The sequence below is a fragment of the Nocardia niwae NBRC 108934 = DSM 45340 genome, from assembly GCF_001613465.1.
Lineage (GTDB): Bacteria > Actinomycetota > Actinomycetes > Mycobacteriales > Mycobacteriaceae > Nocardia > Nocardia niwae.
Genome location: NZ_BDCK01000019.1, coordinates 1 through 16711, shown reverse-complemented (window position 1 = coordinate 16711; position 16711 = coordinate 1). Strand labels below are relative to the sequence as shown.

At 68.1% G+C, this 16711-nt stretch carries 17 protein-coding genes and 1 pseudogene; 6 read left to right on the top strand and 12 right to left on the bottom strand.

Features of this window, described 5'->3' with window-relative positions:
* Positions 1-38 precede the first annotated feature (38 nt).
* Together NNI01S_RS11950 and NNI01S_RS11945 are read left to right on the top strand one after the other, a co-directional pair.
* Positions 39-515 carry a GNAT family N-acetyltransferase gene (locus NNI01S_RS11950; protein WP_063020142.1) on the top strand — a complete coding sequence of 159 codons (477 nt, stop codon included), beginning with the start codon at positions 39-41 and terminating at the stop codon, positions 513-515.
* A gap of 1 nt (position 516) precedes the next feature.
* Positions 517-1338: a hypothetical protein gene (locus tag NNI01S_RS11945; protein ID WP_063020141.1), complete on the top strand. Its 822-nt coding sequence runs from the start codon at positions 517-519 to the stop codon at positions 1336-1338.
* A gap of 9 nt (positions 1339-1347) precedes the next feature.
* On the opposite strand, the gene NNI01S_RS11940 is transcribed toward NNI01S_RS11945, so the two are convergent.
* The 9 genes and pseudogenes from NNI01S_RS11940 to NNI01S_RS11900 all read right to left on the bottom strand — a co-directional run bounded on the left by NNI01S_RS11940 (position 1348) and on the right by NNI01S_RS11900 (position 10597).
* Positions 1348-2319: an SCO2521 family protein gene (locus NNI01S_RS11940; protein ID WP_063020140.1), complete on the bottom strand. Its 972-nt coding sequence runs from the start codon at positions 2317-2319 to the stop codon at positions 1348-1350.
* A 1-nt stretch (position 2320) separates the two neighbouring features.
* A complete protein-coding gene (locus tag NNI01S_RS11935) occupies positions 2321-3331 on the bottom strand; it encodes an SCO2522 family protein (protein WP_063020139.1) in 1011 nt (336 codons plus the stop codon).
* Positions 3332-4240: an SCO2523 family variant P-loop protein gene (locus NNI01S_RS11930; RefSeq protein ID WP_245676081.1), complete on the bottom strand. Its 909-nt coding sequence runs from the start codon at positions 4238-4240 to the stop codon at positions 3332-3334.
* 16 nt (positions 4241-4256) lie between these two features.
* Complete coding sequence (locus NNI01S_RS11925) at positions 4257-6107, bottom strand: SCO2524 family protein (RefSeq protein ID WP_063020137.1); 1851 nt, start codon at positions 6105-6107, stop codon at positions 4257-4259.
* Between the two features lie 483 nt (positions 6108-6590).
* Positions 6591-6962, bottom strand: a complete 372-nt coding sequence (locus tag NNI01S_RS11920; RefSeq protein ID WP_063917432.1) for a hypothetical protein — start codon at positions 6960-6962, stop codon at positions 6591-6593.
* Entirely contained in the window at positions 6955-7521 is a 567-nt protein-coding gene (locus NNI01S_RS11915) for an RNA polymerase sigma factor (RefSeq protein ID WP_063020136.1), read from the bottom strand. Before NNI01S_RS11915 ends, NNI01S_RS11920 begins: the two co-directional genes overlap by 8 nt.
* Before the next feature lie 527 nt (positions 7522-8048).
* A complete protein-coding gene (locus NNI01S_RS11910) occupies positions 8049-8714 on the bottom strand; it encodes a fasciclin domain-containing protein (RefSeq protein ID WP_063020135.1) in 666 nt (221 codons plus the stop codon).
* 203 nt (positions 8715-8917) lie between these two features.
* Positions 8918-9160: pseudogene (locus tag NNI01S_RS11905) on the bottom strand (cytochrome P450); the annotation flags it as partial.
* A 99-nt stretch (positions 9161-9259) separates the two neighbouring features.
* The gene (locus NNI01S_RS11900) at positions 9260-10597 is read right to left on the bottom strand and encodes a lipase family protein (RefSeq protein ID WP_063020133.1); all 1338 of its coding nucleotides are present in this window, start codon (positions 10595-10597) and stop codon (positions 9260-9262) included.
* A gap of 519 nt (positions 10598-11116) precedes the next feature.
* Between NNI01S_RS11900 and NNI01S_RS11895 the strand changes: the two genes are divergently transcribed.
* Positions 11117-11326 (top strand): hypothetical protein, encoded by a 210-nt coding sequence (locus NNI01S_RS11895; RefSeq protein ID WP_063020132.1) that lies wholly within the window; start codon positions 11117-11119, stop codon positions 11324-11326.
* Between the two features lie 30 nt (positions 11327-11356).
* Here the strand turns inward: NNI01S_RS11895 and NNI01S_RS11890 are convergent, their stop codons facing one another.
* Positions 11357-12331: a DNA polymerase domain-containing protein gene (locus tag NNI01S_RS11890; protein WP_063020131.1), complete on the bottom strand. Its 975-nt coding sequence runs from the start codon at positions 12329-12331 to the stop codon at positions 11357-11359.
* Here NNI01S_RS11890 and NNI01S_RS35265 point away from each other — a divergent pair.
* Positions 12308-12556 (top strand): hypothetical protein, encoded by a 249-nt coding sequence (locus NNI01S_RS35265; protein WP_169812955.1) that lies wholly within the window; start codon positions 12308-12310, stop codon positions 12554-12556. The two genes, NNI01S_RS11890 and NNI01S_RS35265, sit on opposite strands and share 24 nt — an antisense overlap.
* A gap of 89 nt (positions 12557-12645) precedes the next feature.
* Entirely contained in the window at positions 12646-14655 is a 2010-nt protein-coding gene (locus NNI01S_RS11880) for a polyprenyl synthetase family protein (RefSeq protein WP_063020129.1), read from the top strand.
* 69 nt (positions 14656-14724) lie between these two features.
* On the opposite strand, the gene NNI01S_RS11875 is transcribed toward NNI01S_RS11880, so the two are convergent.
* Both NNI01S_RS11875 and NNI01S_RS36500 read right to left on the bottom strand, forming a co-directional pair.
* Positions 14725-15036 (bottom strand): hypothetical protein, encoded by a 312-nt coding sequence (locus NNI01S_RS11875; RefSeq protein WP_157114710.1) that lies wholly within the window; start codon positions 15034-15036, stop codon positions 14725-14727.
* The gene (locus NNI01S_RS36500; protein ID WP_369689661.1) at positions 15029-15238 is read right to left on the bottom strand and encodes a transposase; all 210 of its coding nucleotides are present in this window, start codon (positions 15236-15238) and stop codon (positions 15029-15031) included. The genes NNI01S_RS11875 and NNI01S_RS36500 overlap by 8 nt, the downstream gene beginning before the upstream one ends.
* A 354-nt stretch (positions 15239-15592) precedes the next feature.
* Between NNI01S_RS36500 and NNI01S_RS11870 the strand changes: the two genes are divergently transcribed.
* Positions 15593-16711: IPT/TIG domain-containing protein (locus NNI01S_RS11870; protein WP_174554396.1), on the top strand; the 1119-nt coding region annotated here is incomplete at its 3' end.

Sequence of the window (16711 nt, the reverse complement as noted above, 5' to 3'; positions counted from 1 at the left end):
CTGGAATCGACGGCCTATGCCCTGGCAGTAGGGAGCGGATGAACATCGCCAAAGCGCCTCAGCCGGAATACCGGCGGGCCTGCTTCGCCGATCTCGACGACATCGCGGCCATCGAGGCCGAGGTGTTCGCCGAGCCGTACCTGTATCTGATGCTGCGCCAGCTGTTCGACCTGCACGGATCCGAATGGCTGGTCGCGGAGCTGGACGGGACGGTGATCGGTTACGCGCTCACCCTGGAGAAGAAGGGCCGGGCACTGCTGTTCACGTTCGCGGTGGCCAAAAGGCACCAGGGCGGAGGGTATGGGCGCGGCCTGCTGAGCCGCACGCTGCAGACGTGCCGGAAGGTGGGCGCCGAAGTGGTGTACCTGACCGTGCGCCCGGACAACCAGCACGCGAGCAACCTGTTCAAACGAGCGGGATTCGAATTCGTCGAGCACGACGACCGGTATTTCGGCCCGGGTGAGCCGCGCGACGTTTTCGAATACCGGCTGAAGGGCCGCCCGCTAGACTCGTGACATGGGGGAGATTTCGCCCTTCGTCGCATCCGTCTCGACCCGGATCACCAGGCGCGCGGACGAATACACCGCCGAGATCGATCGGGGCGGCCGTTCCGAGCATGCAGAGCTCGAGCAGTTCACGGCGCATGTCGAGGCGATCCTGGCCGACTACGACCCGCCCAGCACACGGCGGCATTCCGACTCCCTGGTATTCCGGCACCTCTACGCCGCCGCTCGGCAACCGGCGCCCGATGAAGCGGGCTGGCGGGTGCCGAGCGCGATCCCGGCGGCACTGCTGGCGGCCGAGATCGAATTCCGTGGCCCGCTGCGGCTGAGCAGCCGCCAGAACACCATGCTGGCCGAGGAGTACGAGCAGTTGGGCGCGCAACTCTCGGCGGCGGGGTTGCCCGCTCATGCGGCGCTGGCCTACCGGAGAGGCGCAGCGCTGTACCGGATGAACGAGGACGACGAGGCTCAGGACCGCTGCGGTCTGCGCTTGGCCCGGGCCAGCACCCTCGCGCTGCCGCCGGGCCGGCGCCGCTGGACGGGACAACTGTCGTACGTGCTGTGCGGCCACGGTTACCGGCCGTCGTGGCTGCTCGGCTGGGTGGCCGTGCAGCTGCTGCTGTTCACGACCGCCGCTCTGGTCTTGAACGGCGATCCCTCGCCTGCCGCCACCGTCTACACGTGCGTGACCGCTTTCATCAATCCGCTGGGGCCGGGTGACACCGAGAATCTGCGGCCGGCCGCCCGGCCGCTGTTCGCGGTGGAGGCGTGGATCGGCACGGTGTCGATGTCGGTGTTCTTCGCGCTGCTGGTGCGCAAGTGGTTCCGGATGTAGCCTCGGCCGCTACCACTCGGTGTCGAAAGCCTTGTGCTGCAACGCATGCAGGGTCGCGACCGCGATGCGGTCCCGCAGTCGCGCGACCAGGGCGTTCCACTGGCGGGACAAGCCGGGATCGACCTGCAGATCACGCCACAACGCCCGCATCGACGCCGGGGTGTGGGCGCCCGGCATCCACAGCCCGGAGAGGTCTTCCAGCACCGGAGCCAAGAGATCGGTCCGTTCCCGGCTGTGCGACGGGAAGCGGTCGGCTTGGGCCAGCGCGTCGGCGACCACGGTCAGCAGCCAGTCGTGCGCGGCCAGGTCCTCGCAGAATCGTTGCGCCGCCTCCAGATCCGACTCGTCGCGGACGATCATCCGGACCGTGCGGAGGGCGGAGTCGTCCAGGTACAGCGCGGCAGCGGGCCCCGCGCTGCCCCCGATCCGGGCGGTCCAGCGCAGCCGGGTGGTCCCCGCCCGCACCGGCGGCTTCTGATCCAACCGGGTGTCGGCACGCAGACGAGCCAGCAGGCGTTCGCTGATCGAAGCCAAGTCCAGCGTGTCGTCGCCGACCGGTCCGGTGAGATATCCCTCTGCCAAAGCGTCGGCGGCGGTGGCTCTTTCGGGAATGCGGCTGATCACCTCCGTCACTCCTTTCCGGCTGAGGTAGTGCGACCAGGTCTGTCTACGCCGCCCGGCGGCGCGCACGACCCCGGTGTGCGCGGTGGACTGCAGCACGCGTCCCCCGGACAGGACCGCACTGGTCGCCACGGTTCCGACGATGTGCGCGGTCTGCTCCCCCAGGGACAGATCGCAGTCGACGCCGACCGCGGTGGTCGGCGACACCGCCAGCGTGCCCGGCCGCTCCCGCCACCGCACCGTGCAGCCGGGCATCAGCGCCAGCAAATCGCAGGCCTCCGGACCGGTCAACGCCGTCGCCGACGGCAGCAGGCAGGTGCGCACTTCACCGAGGACGACCAGAGGCGTGGTCGCGGCCATGTCACGCCCCGTCGAGCAGCAGGTGGGACAGCCGTTCGCTGACCTCGCGCGGCACCGGCACCGGCGGAACCTCCTCCGCGCCGCGGGCGATGATCTGCCCGAGCACGTCGTCGTCCAGATCGAGGTGGTCGAGCACCAGCCGTACGGCGTGCTCGATGCCGATGTACCGCTTGGGCAGCATCGACAGGGTCTTGTAGGCGGCGAAGGGCGCGGCGGACGGATTGAGCTGCACCACCGGCGGAATGTCGTTCCAGCGGCGCGGCATGAGGTCCTCGCGGCGCCATGGCTGCGGATCGACCACGGCCGCACCGTGATAGCGCAGCATGCCCAGCCGCAGCAGATGCCAGACGGCGGCCAGGAAGGGGCACGACCACCGGGTCACGGTCACCCCGTCGACGACGTGCCTGCTCCACAATTCCACGTCGAGGAAGATCGAGTGCTCCCGGCGGCCGAACTCCTCCGGCGGCTGATAACTGCGCTGGCGCATCGCTTGGCCGCGCTCCTGCTCCGAGGACCGGCGACCGTTGCACAACCACCCCGACTCCGCGGTCGGCGGCCTGCGGCCGGTGCTGGGCGGCGCGGGCTCGGCCACGATGCGCGCGGCGACGAGTTCCGCCACCGGGATCGGCTCTCCGAACGGCACACCGTCGACGAACCTGGAGGCCCGCCAGCAACCGGACTCACGCGCCAGATAATCGATGACCAGCCCGGACTCGTCCGCGGCGTCCAGCAGTTTGGCGAGGATGGCGGAGGGGTCGGTATCGGGCTGGAAGTAGTCGTCGATCAGGTAGCAGGTGCTCACCCGGGCGTTCGGACCGTACTGCACCTTGGCCGACTCGATGAAGGCCGCGACCAGCGGGACGATGCGGCGGAACTCCGCGCCGACCCGTTCGATATCGGAGGTGATGTCGTTGGGATAGAAATGCCCGACCTCGATCGACAAGTGCGACAACGGGACAGAAGCGATTCGGGGCTCTTCGGTCGCCTCGCTGTAACCCTGTGTATCCCGCATCTACAGCCTTTCCCAGGTGGCGATGTCGATCAGTCGGCGAGCCAGTTCGGCATAGGCCAGGGCGGTCCCCTCGTTGGCGATCTGGGCGTTGACGTCGGCGTCGAGAATGAGCTGTTCGCGCCGCTGCAACACCGGCTCGATCGGGGTGGAGCCGAGAACCGCCGTCGTGCCCAGCCGTTTGGCGGTCGCCAGGCGCCGCAACGCGGTGTCCTGCTCCTGCAGCCACGCCGCCTGCGCCGGGCGCTGGGCGACTCCGTCCCAGTTGGCGTCGGGCACGGCGGTACGCACGTAACGCACCGAGCCGAGCAGCTCCTCCGGGTCGTGGCCGCATTCGGCGCCGGCCTTCAGCAGTCCGTGCGAGCCGTACACCAAGCCGGCGGCGGCCAGGATGTGCTGGCGAGTCCAGCGGTGGAAGATCAACCAGCGAGCGGTGCGCTCGCGCAGCTGCGGCAGGACTGTGGCCTGCAGCGCGATCTGCAGCGCCGCGGAGCGGCCCGCGCTGAGATCCACGATCACCACGCGGAACTCCTGATCCAGCGCCACCAGCAGTTCGGCGCAGCGCTGCACCACCGCGTCGTCGTCGGTGAGGAACTCGGCGCCGCCCTCGTCGCCGGGCAGCAACACCAGCCGACCCGAGTTGGGGCCGATGCGGCGCAGTTCCGGCCGATCGGTCGCCACGCCCACATCGACGCGAGCCACGGTTCCGCTCTCGCCGAGCAGATAGGAATGCACGCCGCCGCGCGGCACGCCGCGTTCGGTCGAGCTGATCTCGAACAGCGCGCCCGCGGTGGGTGAGCCGAGGTCGAAGTCGGCGTAGGCGACGTTGAGACCGGAACGGCACAGCCGGTAGGCGATGTTGCAACTGGTCACCGACCGCCCGGTGCCGCCCTTGTCGGAGGTGGAGAACACCAGCACAATGCCACCCCTACCGTGTCGCGTCCCGGCGGGCGTACGCCAGTTCGTCGAGCTGGACCAATGCCTGCGTGGCCAGGCTGTACGCGGTGCCGGGACGCTCGCGCAGCACCCGCCGCGCCCGGTCGAGCGATTGCCGGATCCGGTTGACCGCGGCTTGTTTCGGCGAGAGATCCTCGCCTTCGACCTCCAGTTCCTCTTGATTGAGCAGATGCTCCGCCTCGCTGAGCAGATCCACCGCGCGGGCGACCATCGCCTGCGGAGCCAGCGGGGGTTGCTCGAACGTGCTGTACGCGATGACCAGGCACTCCATCATTCGCTCCGTGACGAACCAGGACGGCCCGTCCGGCAACGCGTCCGTCGCGCCGACCACCCGGCCGATGTCGTCCCACAGCCCGACCACGGGGCCGTTCCGCAGCACTCGCTGGTCGAGGTGGTCCATCGCGGCTTCGGCGAGCGCCATCAGCTGGTCGCGGGTGTCCACGTCGGTGCGCAGGCGCGCCGCCTGCAGGCAGCGTTTGAGCAGCAGGGTCGCGAAATCCGGGACGTACCAGATCAACGGGGATCCTTCGGCGATCTCCTCGCTGCCCGCCAAGCCCAGCCGCACGCCCGGATAGTGCAGCGGCGCGGCCGGATCGCCGACGGTGAACCGGCTGGTGATGCGCCCGCGGCGGCCCAACTGGTCGAGCACGGCCACCGTGCGCGCCAGATCCTCGGTGCTGTCCCGGTAGACCAGGTCCTGGATGAGCATCGCGGTGATCACGAGACTGAAGTACTCCGATTCCTCGCCGTCGGCGGTGCGCCACGGGATGTCCTCCAGCGGCCAGCGGCCGCTGCCGAAGCGGGCGACTCTCGACCAGTAGTTGCGAGTCAGCTCGAGGCGCAGCTGCAGCGCGTCGGCGAGGACGCGCTGCTCGTCGGTGAGCAGATCGAGTTCCCGGATACGTTGCGAGGACAGATCGAGGATGCCGTCCAGGGCGACGGCGGTGAAGTACAGGTAGGGACGGGATTCGGCGTGCCCGGCCGCACCGGCGACCCGGCCGGGCACGAGGTCGATGGGTTCGGCGCTGCGCACGATCCCCCAGCTCCAGCCGCATTCGAACAGCCGCCCGTCGTCGGCGATATCGATCTCGGTCGTCTGGCTCAGCCTGACCTCGTTGGCCGCCTGCACCCGCAGGCGTTCCAGCTCCGTGGACAACCGTTCGATGATCTCATCCGGCGACGTGCGGGTCTGATTGAGCATGTAGACGATCGATTGCCCGAACTCGGTGTGCGGCTCCGGCGTATGGATGACGAAACTGCGCACCAGGCCCGCCATCGCGGCGGTGAGCCGCGCGCTGACCTGGTCGATCACCGCCGGGATACGCTCGCGCAGTTGCCGTGCCTCGCGCCGGACCTCGCCGCTGACGAATCGCAGGAATCCGCGCAGGAACCGCAGCGCCGCGATGCACAGACTCAGCGACATCGAGTAGGAATCGACCACCTCCACCGCCGATTGCGCGGCGCTGAGCGTGCTGCCGTCGGCGCAGCGCAGGTAGGAGCCGCTGGCGAAGATCGGTTCGCCGTCGGGTCCGGTGTAGCGGCGCAGGTAGTCCTCCACCAGGTCGACCAGGACACCGCCGATGCGGGTCTCCTCGCCGAACGGGGCGAGCGCGGCCTTGACGTCGGGACTCATGTCGTTCGGCTGGTCCAGCGCGAATGCCTCGATCTCGGTCGCCGGGTACAGCAGGCACAGCAGCTGTTCGGCGTCGCTGATGGAATTGGCGCCGTCACGTCCGCCCCAGACCCACTTCCCATCCGGGTAGGAACAGGCGAGCACCGCTCGCCACAGCTCGAGCAGCTGCTGCCTCGGTCGAATCCTCATCTGCTGTCGGACCTCGCCCCCGCGTTCGACCGGCCGCGCCGGACGTCGTTACTTAGAGTGTGCCCCGCGCGGGTTCACTTAGCCAAGCACAGCTTGCGACGCTGCCGGTTGCTGCGAGATGTCCAGCGGGGCAGACGCTTCCGATACTCGGAGACGAAAGTGCCCCGGCGGCGAGGGGATCGCGCGGCTCGATCGCCGCGCGCCGTTCGGGATTTCTTCGAAATCGTTGCCCACCCCGTCGCCGGAACGACAAGGCGCAGCACGATACCGGCGCCATTCTCCGCGGGCCCGCGGCGTCACCACCGCGAGCCCGCTCCCTGCTCGGCCCGCACAACACCGAACTGCTCACCGCCCTCGGCCTGAGCGAGCCGGAGATCCGCGCGCTCGAGGCCGACGGCGTCGTCGGCGGGTTCCCTGCCGTGACGGCGAAAACCGAGCGCACCCCGAATCGAACGCGCCCGGTTTCTGTCCGCGACGGCTGCGTCAGTCCCGCGAGGAGAAGTGTCGCGGGGACCGATCTGCCACACCGTGATCGGAGGAGAGCGATACGAATGCGGCAGGCGCCCGATCCACTGCCGCGTGCTCTCCCCCGCCGTGCCCGGCTGTGGTCAGCCGGCACTGACCGTCGGTGCACGACCGCTGTAGCCGGCCGCGCGAGACGGTCTGCATCAGTCCGATCAGCCAGCAGGTCGGGCACCCGCGCAAGGCGAGGAAACCGACCGGTGCGAGCAGCAAGCCGAACGCCCCCAGGACCGGCATCAATGCGATGGCGCCGATCAGCGCGCCGAATCCGATGACGCCGCGGGCCAGGTGCCGGGGCACCGAGACGCTGGCGAAGCTCCGCTCGTCAGTCATGTCGTTCGCTCCTCTCCGGAGTCGGCTGCGGTGTCCCCCGCAGCTCCTGCTGGACCGCCGCGCGGGCGCGGTGCAGCCGTGACTTCATCGCCGCGACGCTCAGCCCGAGCATGTGCGCGACCATCCGGCCGCTGTATCCCTGGACGTCGCGCATGATCAGCACCCGCCGCTGGTCGGCGGGCAGGGCGGCGATCACCGCCGCCACCCGGCCCGCTTCGAGCCGCTGCACGGCCTCGTCCTCCGCGGACGCGACGGCGGAATCCGGTATGGATTCGAAGTGCCGGGTCATCGTTCGCCACTGCCGCAGGCACTCGTTGCGGACGATGCGGAACATCCACGACGCCAGCGCGCCGGAGGCCCGCAACGTCCCGATCTTGCGATACAGGATGATCAGCGCCTCCTGCGCGGCGTCCTCCGCGTCTTCGGCGGACGCGCACAGGGTGTGGGCGAACCGGCGAACATGCGGGTAGGAACCCGATACCAGTGCGGTGATGGCCACGACGTCGCCTTCTCGTGCGGCGGTGACCAGTTGCTCGTCCGGCCAGACGCGGTCAGTCACGGGAACGGCTCCAGCGGCGGAACAGGGTGACGCTACACCAGCCGACCAGCAGGGCGACGACGGCGATGGCGGCAACGATCACGACAACCTCCTCGATCCGTGCCGACCCGGTTGCCGGCACATCTATGAGAGGGCCGGAGGTCGCCAAAGGATTCACACCGCATCTCAGCACACCGTGCCGAGCTCGAAGCACCGCTCCCCGAACCGGTCGCCGGCTCGGCAGCCGCGGAGATATTCGGATGCTCCGCCCGATTCTCCGGTCGTAGCGTCGAGCGATGGCCGAGACCTGCGAACGGCGAGCATTTCCCGGGGCGGTGTCGCGCGCGGCTCGGGCACAGCCCGGTGGGCGATGGCGTGGGTGCGCTCCGCCCCGCCCGGCGGAGCGATCGGGCACCGCCGAGCGTACCGGAATCATTCTCGACTACACTGCAACGTTCGTGCATCGAAATATCTGCCTGCCCGCTCCCCGCCGGGCGGCGAGCGAGCGGTCGATATCACCCACCCGAGCCCGCCCGAGGTCGGCCACGTCATGCCGCAGGGGGCGTCAATACCTTGTCGATCAGGTACACGGTGGCGTTCGCGGTCTGGAGTCCACCGCAGACCACACCGGCATCGCCCACTTCGAGGTTGTCACCGCTGCCGGTCACGGTGACCGTGGAGCCCTCGACGGTCTTGTGGTCCCCCGCGATCTCACCCGGCCCCACTCGGCCTGGCACCACGTGATAAGTGAGGAGCTTGGTGAGCGCGGCCGAATCGGTCTTCAACGTTTCGATCGTCGCGGGATCGACCTCGGCGAAGGCGGCGTCGACCGGCGCGAAGACGGTGAACTGCGCTCCGTCGAGGGTGCCGACCAGGTTCACCTGCGGATTGAGCTGACCGGATACAGCGGCGACGAGCGTGGTGAGCATCGGGTTGTTCGACGCGGCGACCGACACGGGTTCGGTCGCCATGCCGGTCACCGAACCGGGCCCGGTCGGCACTTGCTCGGCGTACGCGGCGCAGCCAGGGCCGACGGGAGTCGACGCGGGCGTTGCCGCCGACGGGGACGATGCCGCCGCCGATGTCGTCTTGATCGCCGCAGTGGTGGTCGAGGTCGCGGAGGACTCGTCACTGTCGTCCGAGCAGGCCGATGCTCCCAGGACGGCGGCGGTGATGGCCGTAGCCAGCAGAACTGATCGTTTCGTGTGTCGCATGGTCGTTTCCTTCGATGTGACCTCGGCGGTCGTGGTTTGTCATTACGCGCGAGTGCCGAACCGCACGTGGCAGGCCGGAACGGCCACCACCGCGTCCACGCGCCCCCCGGAAGGAGGGCCGCACGATCGGACGCCCACTCCAGGAAGTCTTGCACCAATCGCCGCGGAATGCATCGTTTATGCGTCGATTGCAGCCTGAAATTTCACTGAGAGTTTGACGTTTCCCAGCCGCGCACGGTCGAGGTGGGCGACAGTCTCGCGTTCGCCAAGTCGACTTCCCCCTCGGGGAACCGCGCGAGGATCTCCTCCAGCGCGATCCGGCCCTCCAGGCGTGCCAGCGCCGAGCCGAGGCAATACTGCGTGTCCACACTGAACGACATGTGCCGACGGGTGTCGCGGTGGATGTCGAAGACGTCGCCGTCCGGCGGGAACTGCCGGTGGTCGCGGATTCGCCGTCGCCGCCGCAACCACCACACGAAACGAGCGGGCCCGTTATCCGAGAGTTCTCGGATAACGGGCCCGCTTTTATTGCGGCAGAGAAGGATTCAGTCGATGCTGCAGCCGGAGACAGGCTTTCCGGCAAGGCGATCCAAGAGATAGGTGATCGCGTTGTCGGGACCGAAGCCGTCGATCATCTCGGGTCCGAAATGGTTCGGGATGGTGGCGCCGGGCAGGATCGGCGGCAGGTCGTTGGTGCGGAAGGTGACCGTAGCGCCTTTCGCACACCAGTCTTCGGCGAGCCTGCGCGCCTGGCCGTAGGGCACGGTGTCGTCGTTCAGGCCGCTGGTGATCAGCACCGGCGTCGCCGGAGTGCGGTTGCCGATGCGCATTTCGGCCAGGACGGGAGCGGCCTCGGGAATGGCGGCCAGATGCTCGGTCAGCGAGCGGCCGTCGTTGGTCATCGCGCCGGTTTTCATGAAGGCGTGCCGGGTGATGATGTCGCCGATGCATTCGTCGCTGAGGGTCTCCAGCATCGCGCGCCCGGCGGGGCTGGTCACACGGTCGACCGCCTTCTGCAGTTCGGGATACCGGGCGAGCAGACCGTTGATCGCGAATCCGATGGCGCCGCTGATGAGCGAGCCGTCGATGCGTTCCAGGATCGCGGCCAGGTCCGCGACCGGCCCACCGGCCCAGGTCCCTTTCAAGGCGAGCTCGGGCGCGTACTCCGGTTGCAGCTCCGCCGCTGCCGCGGTGGCGCCGCCGCCTTGGGAGTAACCCCACAGCACCAGCGGGGTGTCCGGACCGACTCCGGCGAGGTTGTTCGCGGCGCGGGCGCCGTCGAGGACGGCATGCGCCGATTCGATCCGGTTGGCATAGGTGTGAATTCCCGGTGTGCCCAGTCCGATGTAGTCGGTCACCAGCACTCGCGCCCCCAGCCCGCTCCACACCGCGGAGGCAGGCAGTTCCTGATTGGCCGACAGCCCCGGCGAGGGGTCGTTGAACACCGTGACTCCGGTGGAGAACGCAACCGACATCGCGCAGCGGTCGCCCTGGCCGGAGGTGCCCGGACCGATGACCACCGTCGGGCGCGGCCCGGGCCCCTGCCAGGGACCGGTGGCATCGATGAACGTTCCGGACACCGCGACCGGTGACCCGTCCTGCAGTCGTGAGGCGTACATGACGTGCTGCGCCTTGCCCGGCCATCCCTTGTCGGTCGGCGGTGTCGCGAACAGGGTCATCGGCTGGGTCTTGATGATCGCGCCCGGTTCCGCCGGAATCTGCGCCGGCGGGACGTAGAAGTCGCCGACCGGGGCGGCCGCGGCCTCTCGCGTGTCCAGGCCCACCCCGGTCACCACGGCGGCGCACACCACGGCCACCGCCGCCGCCACCGGCGCGGCCCAGCGCCGCCACCCCACCCGAGAACGCCCATGCTGTCGTTGCATCGATTAACTCTCCGTGAACTCCACCCGGCGTCGTCGCCGGAGTGATCTCGGTCGCGATAGCTGTTCAGCATGAGACACCTCACAGCCGCTGACCTACCGTAGAGTAACACGATTACTCCACTATGAATCCATCTGGTGTCAGATATCTGCTCGCTACTGTTTCACTGCCCTGCGCAGGCACGGTCACCGTTGGCGCTGCGCGGCGGGCCTGTGCAGATTCAGCCCATCCGGCTCGTCCCACGCCTTCTCCAGTTGGCCGTGCGAGGTCGAAGATCAACGCCCTCCCCCGGATCTTCGAGATCAATATTCTCCTTTTCGAGAATGATCCACTCGCAGTGACCTCGAGCCGAACTCGATTTCGACGCCCCCTTGCGAAGCTCCTCCAGGAGCGAGGTAATCGATGAGAGCGGGGGTGCGTTATCCCGCCCTGTCGCCGGGCCGATCGCTCCGGCGGCGCGAGCATCCGTCACCAGCCGAACGGCCGGGCAGGGGCCCGGCACGACGACAGCGAGGTTCGTCATGAACAAGAAGTTGTATGCCGGGGTGGCCGCACTGACAGCAGCCCCCGCCATCGCCGCCGCTTCCGGCGCGGCCACCGCCGAAACCGCGCCCGCTCCCGTCACGGAGCAACGACACGAGGCCATGGCCGGGTTCTCCGCCCCGCCGTGCTTACCCCTGATCCTTCCGCCCGCCGTCAACGTCAACGCGTTCTTGATCTGTCTCGCGTGACATCCGCGCCGCGGCGGCGCCGAATCGGTGTCAGCCGGTAGGCGGGGTATCCGTACTCGCGCGACGTGCGCGGGCGCGCCGTTTGCCTTCATGCATGGCCTGCACCCTGGCAACCGGAATCGTATGCCCCTCCTCGACAAGGTCTCGGGGAAGTTCCTGTGGGGCAGGCATTTCCGTCGACCAGGGATCGTCGTCACCGATCAGGCCCGGCACCGTACGCAGCGTGAAATCGGCCGGCGTCACGTCGTCGAGGTCCGACCAGCGCAGCGGGAAGGACACGGTAACGCCCGGCCGGATACGCGGGCTGTAGGCCGCGGCCACGGTGGCGCCGCCCGCACGGGTGGCATCCAGAAAAACTCTGCCGCCGCGATCTTCCCTGATGAACGCTGTCGTGCCGATCGAAGGATCGATCCGCTCGGCTCGCGCCGCCACGGCCCGCGTCGCCGCGGCCGCGTCCTCGACATCGATTCCCGGGACCACCGGCACGAACACATGTAATCCCTTGGAACCGCTCGTCTTCACCGCACCGGACAACCCGTCCGCAGCCAGCGCTTCCCGGATCAGCCGGGCACCTGCCACGGCATCGGCAAAGGCCTGCCCCGGTGAGGGATCGAGATCAAGCACCAGATGCGTGGGTTCCGGTGCGGAATCCGCGAGGAACAAGGTCGGGTGGTATTCGACCGCCCGTTGATTACCGAACCAGATCAGGGTCCGCAGGTCGTCACAGAGCGCGTAGGTGATCTCCCGCCGCGAACTCTCCGCCCAGACCTTCGTCCGCGCCACCCACTCCGGCGTGTACTTCGGGAGGTTTTTCTGCGTGAACGGCTCCTGTCCCGGCCGCACCCGTACCACCGAGAGCGGCCGTCCACGCAGCACATCCAGCAACCGTTCCCCGGCGAACTCCAGATAGTCCACCAGGTCCCGTTTGCTCGCCTCGGCCTCGTCGAACAACGGCTGATCGAGATTGGACAGTTCGACCCCGTGACGCAGCTCGCCTCCCGCCATCGCTCCACCCTCCCCCACCACCGGGCACCGGTCAATCGCGTGGCCCCTGTTCGATGGCAGCGCCTGGCATTCGCCCGGTACGCCTCGGTCAGTTCCGCGGCGGTGACCGGCCGGGCGGCCACCGATAGCTCAGTGCGGCAGCCCCATTGGGTCGAGGTGTTCGTCGCCCAAAGGCACTGCCGGCTGGTCATCGCCATAGTGACCGTGAACGTCGAAATTGGCTGATACCAACATCTTCCGCGGGGTGGTGGTGTCAAAGTGTCATGATCGACGGTGTTTATAGGTGACCGATGTACCCAGTCAGGAGTGCTTGCGTGCCACGTGAAATCGATTCCGCTGTCTTCCCGCATCTGGAGGCGGACCTCGACCGCGTCCGTGACGTTCTCGGACCCGTGCAGTTCGAGGGCAGGCCAGAGCTGACCGCCCTCACCGACGAAGGACCCGGCACCTCACGCCGCCTGGTTCGCCCCACCCTGACCCTGCTGTCGTATTACCTGCTCACCGATCCCGCGATCCCGGCCGACGAGCGGGCCGTGCGCGCCGCCGCCGCCGTGGAGTTGCTGCATCTGGGCTCGCTGTACCACGACGACGTCATCGATCACGCCTACCAGCGTCGCGGGCGTCCCAACGCCAACGCGGTGTGGGGTTCGCACATGGCCGTATTGGGTGGAGACTCGGTGACGACCGCGGGCGGGCGCATCCTGATCGAACTCGGGCAGCGGGAAGGGCTCGCAGGGGCGATCGTCAGTGAGCAGATGGTCGCGGGCATGGTGCTCGAGGCCGCCGACCAGTATGTGGCCTCCCGCAGCGAGAAGTCCTACCTGGAGTCGATCGACGGCAAAACCGCGGCGCTGCTGTCGCTGGCCTGCCGGGTCGGCGCGATGCAGGCCGGCCGCTCCGAGGAGGATGAAGAAGCGTTGGCCGGGTTCGGCCGCCGGTTCGGGCTGGCCTACCAGCTGTATGACGACATCCTCGATCTGACCTCGACCGCCGAAGAAATGGGCAAACCCGTCAACGCGGATCTGCCCGAGGGCATCTACACCCTGCCCGTGATCCGCGCCGCTGCCCGCGACGGCGACCTTGCCCGCCTGCTGCGCAGCAGAATGACGCGTGAGCAAGCCGCCCGTGCTCGTGGGCTCGTCCTGGCCTCCGGGGCCGTGGACGAAGCACAGGCGGTCGCCGAGGATTTCATGGACCAGGCCGCCGGTCGACTCGCCGACCTGCCCGTCGACCCGAGCGCCCGCCACGCGATGACCGCCTATGTCCGGTCCCTCCTTGATAGGCGCACTCCCGGTGCCGCGGTCCCACGGCAGTCGATGCGGCCACCCCAGACCCACCGCGAGGTGGTCTCTCCGCAGGCCATGTCGTGGTTGGAGAGCTGGTTGGTGGACACCGGCCTTGTCCGCTCGGCGGCCGAGGTCGACTACCACCGGTGGACAGGAGCGCTCCGGATTCCGGCACAGATCGTGGCCCCTGCAGCGGATCCGGCACGTGAACAGACCTTCGTCGGCATGGTTGTGCTGTCCTTTGTGTGGGATGACCTGTTCGAGGATCCGCAGTTGATCGACCCGCAAGCCGTCACCGCGTTGCGGCGTGGTCTGGTGGCGATGCTGCGTCAGGATCCGCAGGCGCCCAGGCGGGGTGCGATCGCGACGGCGTGGGCGAGTTTGTGGCCGCGCCTACGCGCGGGCCGCAGCAGCCGCTGGCAGCAGCGGTTCCTCGACAGCCTCGAGGAGTGGTTCGAAGCGGCCGAACGCGAAGCGCACCATCGCATCGACGGCTACATCCCCCCTACGGCCGACTATCTGCCGCTGCGGAGGTCGACCAGCGGGTTCGAAACCGGCATCGCCTGCATGGAGGTGTACCAGGACCGGGAACTGCCGTCGAGGCTGCGCAACCACCCCGTGCTCCGCCGTCTCGAGGAACTCGCCTTCTGGGTGACCTTCGCTGAGAACGACCTGGCGGGGCTGGAGCGGGACGAGGCCGACCGCGTCCCCTACAACCTGGTCCGGGCCATCCGTCACGAAACCGGCTGCAGCCGTGCCGAAGCCGTCGAGCAGGTGCAGCGCCAAGTGACCGAACATCGCGCCCAGCTCGAGACGATGATCCGCTACGTCCCCGCGCTGCTGCGCGTGCTTCCCGGCCTGCCGGGCCAGGGAAGAAAGCACGCGTCGATGTACGAGGTCGTCGCACAAGTGACGCTGTGGGTGAATCAGAGCGATCGGCACACGCAAACCTCAGCTTCCGCAGCGCCGGACCTGGAATGCTTGCGCCGTGAGCTCTACTACTACCCGGCCGCCAACTCGGCGCCTACCGGGCCGTAGGACCCGTGTTGCCGAGGCGAGCAGACCTCCCGCACGATCCATCAGATGGTGGGTCGTGCGGGACACCGCTCACTGCTTCGCCGGCTGACCGGGCTCGCCGATCGGCATCGTGGCTTTCAGAGCCGAACGGGTGCGCAGATGGAAAGCGACCAGCCCGACCAGAACGCTCGCGGTGAACCAAACCAGTTGCACGGCCAGAACCGGCAATGGGGTGGTGCCGGAGAACCCGGCCGAGGTCGAAGCCTGCATCGCCCCATAGGACGGCAGCCAGTCCACGACATCGCTTTCCGCGCCGATACTGGCGACGGGGTTCTGCACCACGACGCCACCGCCCAGTCGAACACGCTTGGCCCCTTTCGAGGTTGCCTGTCCATCAGCCAACGCCCGTCAATGCGACCAGCACTGGATCCCAGGTGCCGTCGGCGGCGTAAGGACGGTGACGTTCCCATACCGTCTGCCATGGACCGAATGCCTCGGGCAGGTCCGGCCACGACATCCCGGCCCGCAACCGGAACGAATTCTCCTCCACTACCGGGCGGTTGTCGGAGCAGTTACGGCCCACTCCGCCATCAGATTCCGGCAACAGCAGCTCGGGCAGTTCCGCTGGTCGTCCGTCAGAACCGGATATCGATCACCGACAGTCGCTGCCACGGCGGACATGATGACCGACCCGACAACCTACCGAGCGTGAACCGGAAATACCGATCGAGAGGCATGACCTGGACCGGGCACACGAGGAACTGGTCTCGCGGGAGCGACGCATCTTCACGAGCCGCTCTCGTCTCCATCACCGGCATCCAAAACGGACCAAAACGGATCGCAGGCACATTGCCCAGCAATCAGTCGTGGGGCGTTAATGGAAGAGCGGGCCGCAAATCGAGTCGTGCACCGATCCGGTGCAGAGCAACCAGCACCACAGCGATTAGGAGGCTCCGCCATGCCTACGATCACTTCCATCGCTCCCACGTCAGGGCCGACGACCGGGGGCACCAGCGTCACGATTACCGGCACCGGATTCACCGGTCCCACAACGGTCAGATTCGGCGCCACGGCAACCACATTCACCATGAACTCGCCCACCCAGATCACGGCCGTCGCGCCCGCCGGGTCGGCAGGTACCGTCCAGGTCACCGTCACCACCGCAGCCGGGACCAGCAACGGGGTCTCCTATACCTATCTGCCTGTTCCCTCCCTGAGCAGTGTCAGTCCCAGCCAAGGGTCGTCCTCGGGTGGAACGGCGGTCACCCTCACCGGTTCGGGCCTGACCGGAGTCACCGCGGTCAATTTCGGTAGCACACCGGCCACTTCGTTCACGGTCAACTCCGACACCCAGATCACCGCCGTGTCCCCGGCCGGGACCGGCATCGCGTCGATCACCGTGACCGGGCCGGGCGGTACCAGCAACCCGGTCACCTTCGTCTACGTCATCGTCCCGACCATCACGTCCATCTCGCCGACCGCGGGACCCGCGGCGGGCGGCAATAGTGTCGTGATAACCGGCACCAACTTCACCGGCCCGCTGACGGTACGGTTCGGTAGCACCGCAGCCATTTTCACCGTCAACTCGCCGACCCAGATCACGGCCACCGCCCCCGCCGGGTCGCCCGGTACTGTCCAGGTCACCGTCACCGGCTCGGGTGGAACCAGCAATGGCGTCTCCTATACCTATGCCGGAATTCCCAGCCTCACGTCGCTCAACCCGAGTTCGGGGCCGGTCACCGGCGGCACAACGGTCGTGCTCACCGGCACGGGGCTGTCCACCACCAGCGCGGTCACTTTCGGTGGCACGCCGGCGACCTCGTTCACGGTCAATTCCAACACGCAGGTCACGGCGGTCGCACCCGCGGGAACGGGGACGGTACCGGTCACCGTCACCACTGGTGGTGGCACCAGCAACGGACTCCCCTACACCTATGTCGCCGTGCCCACTCTGAGCTCGGTAGTTCCGAATTCCGGACCAGCGGCGGGCGGAACGACGGTCGTGCTCACCGGAACAGGATTGACCGGAGCCACCGCGGTCACCTTCGGTGCCACACCGGCAACCTCGTTCACCGTC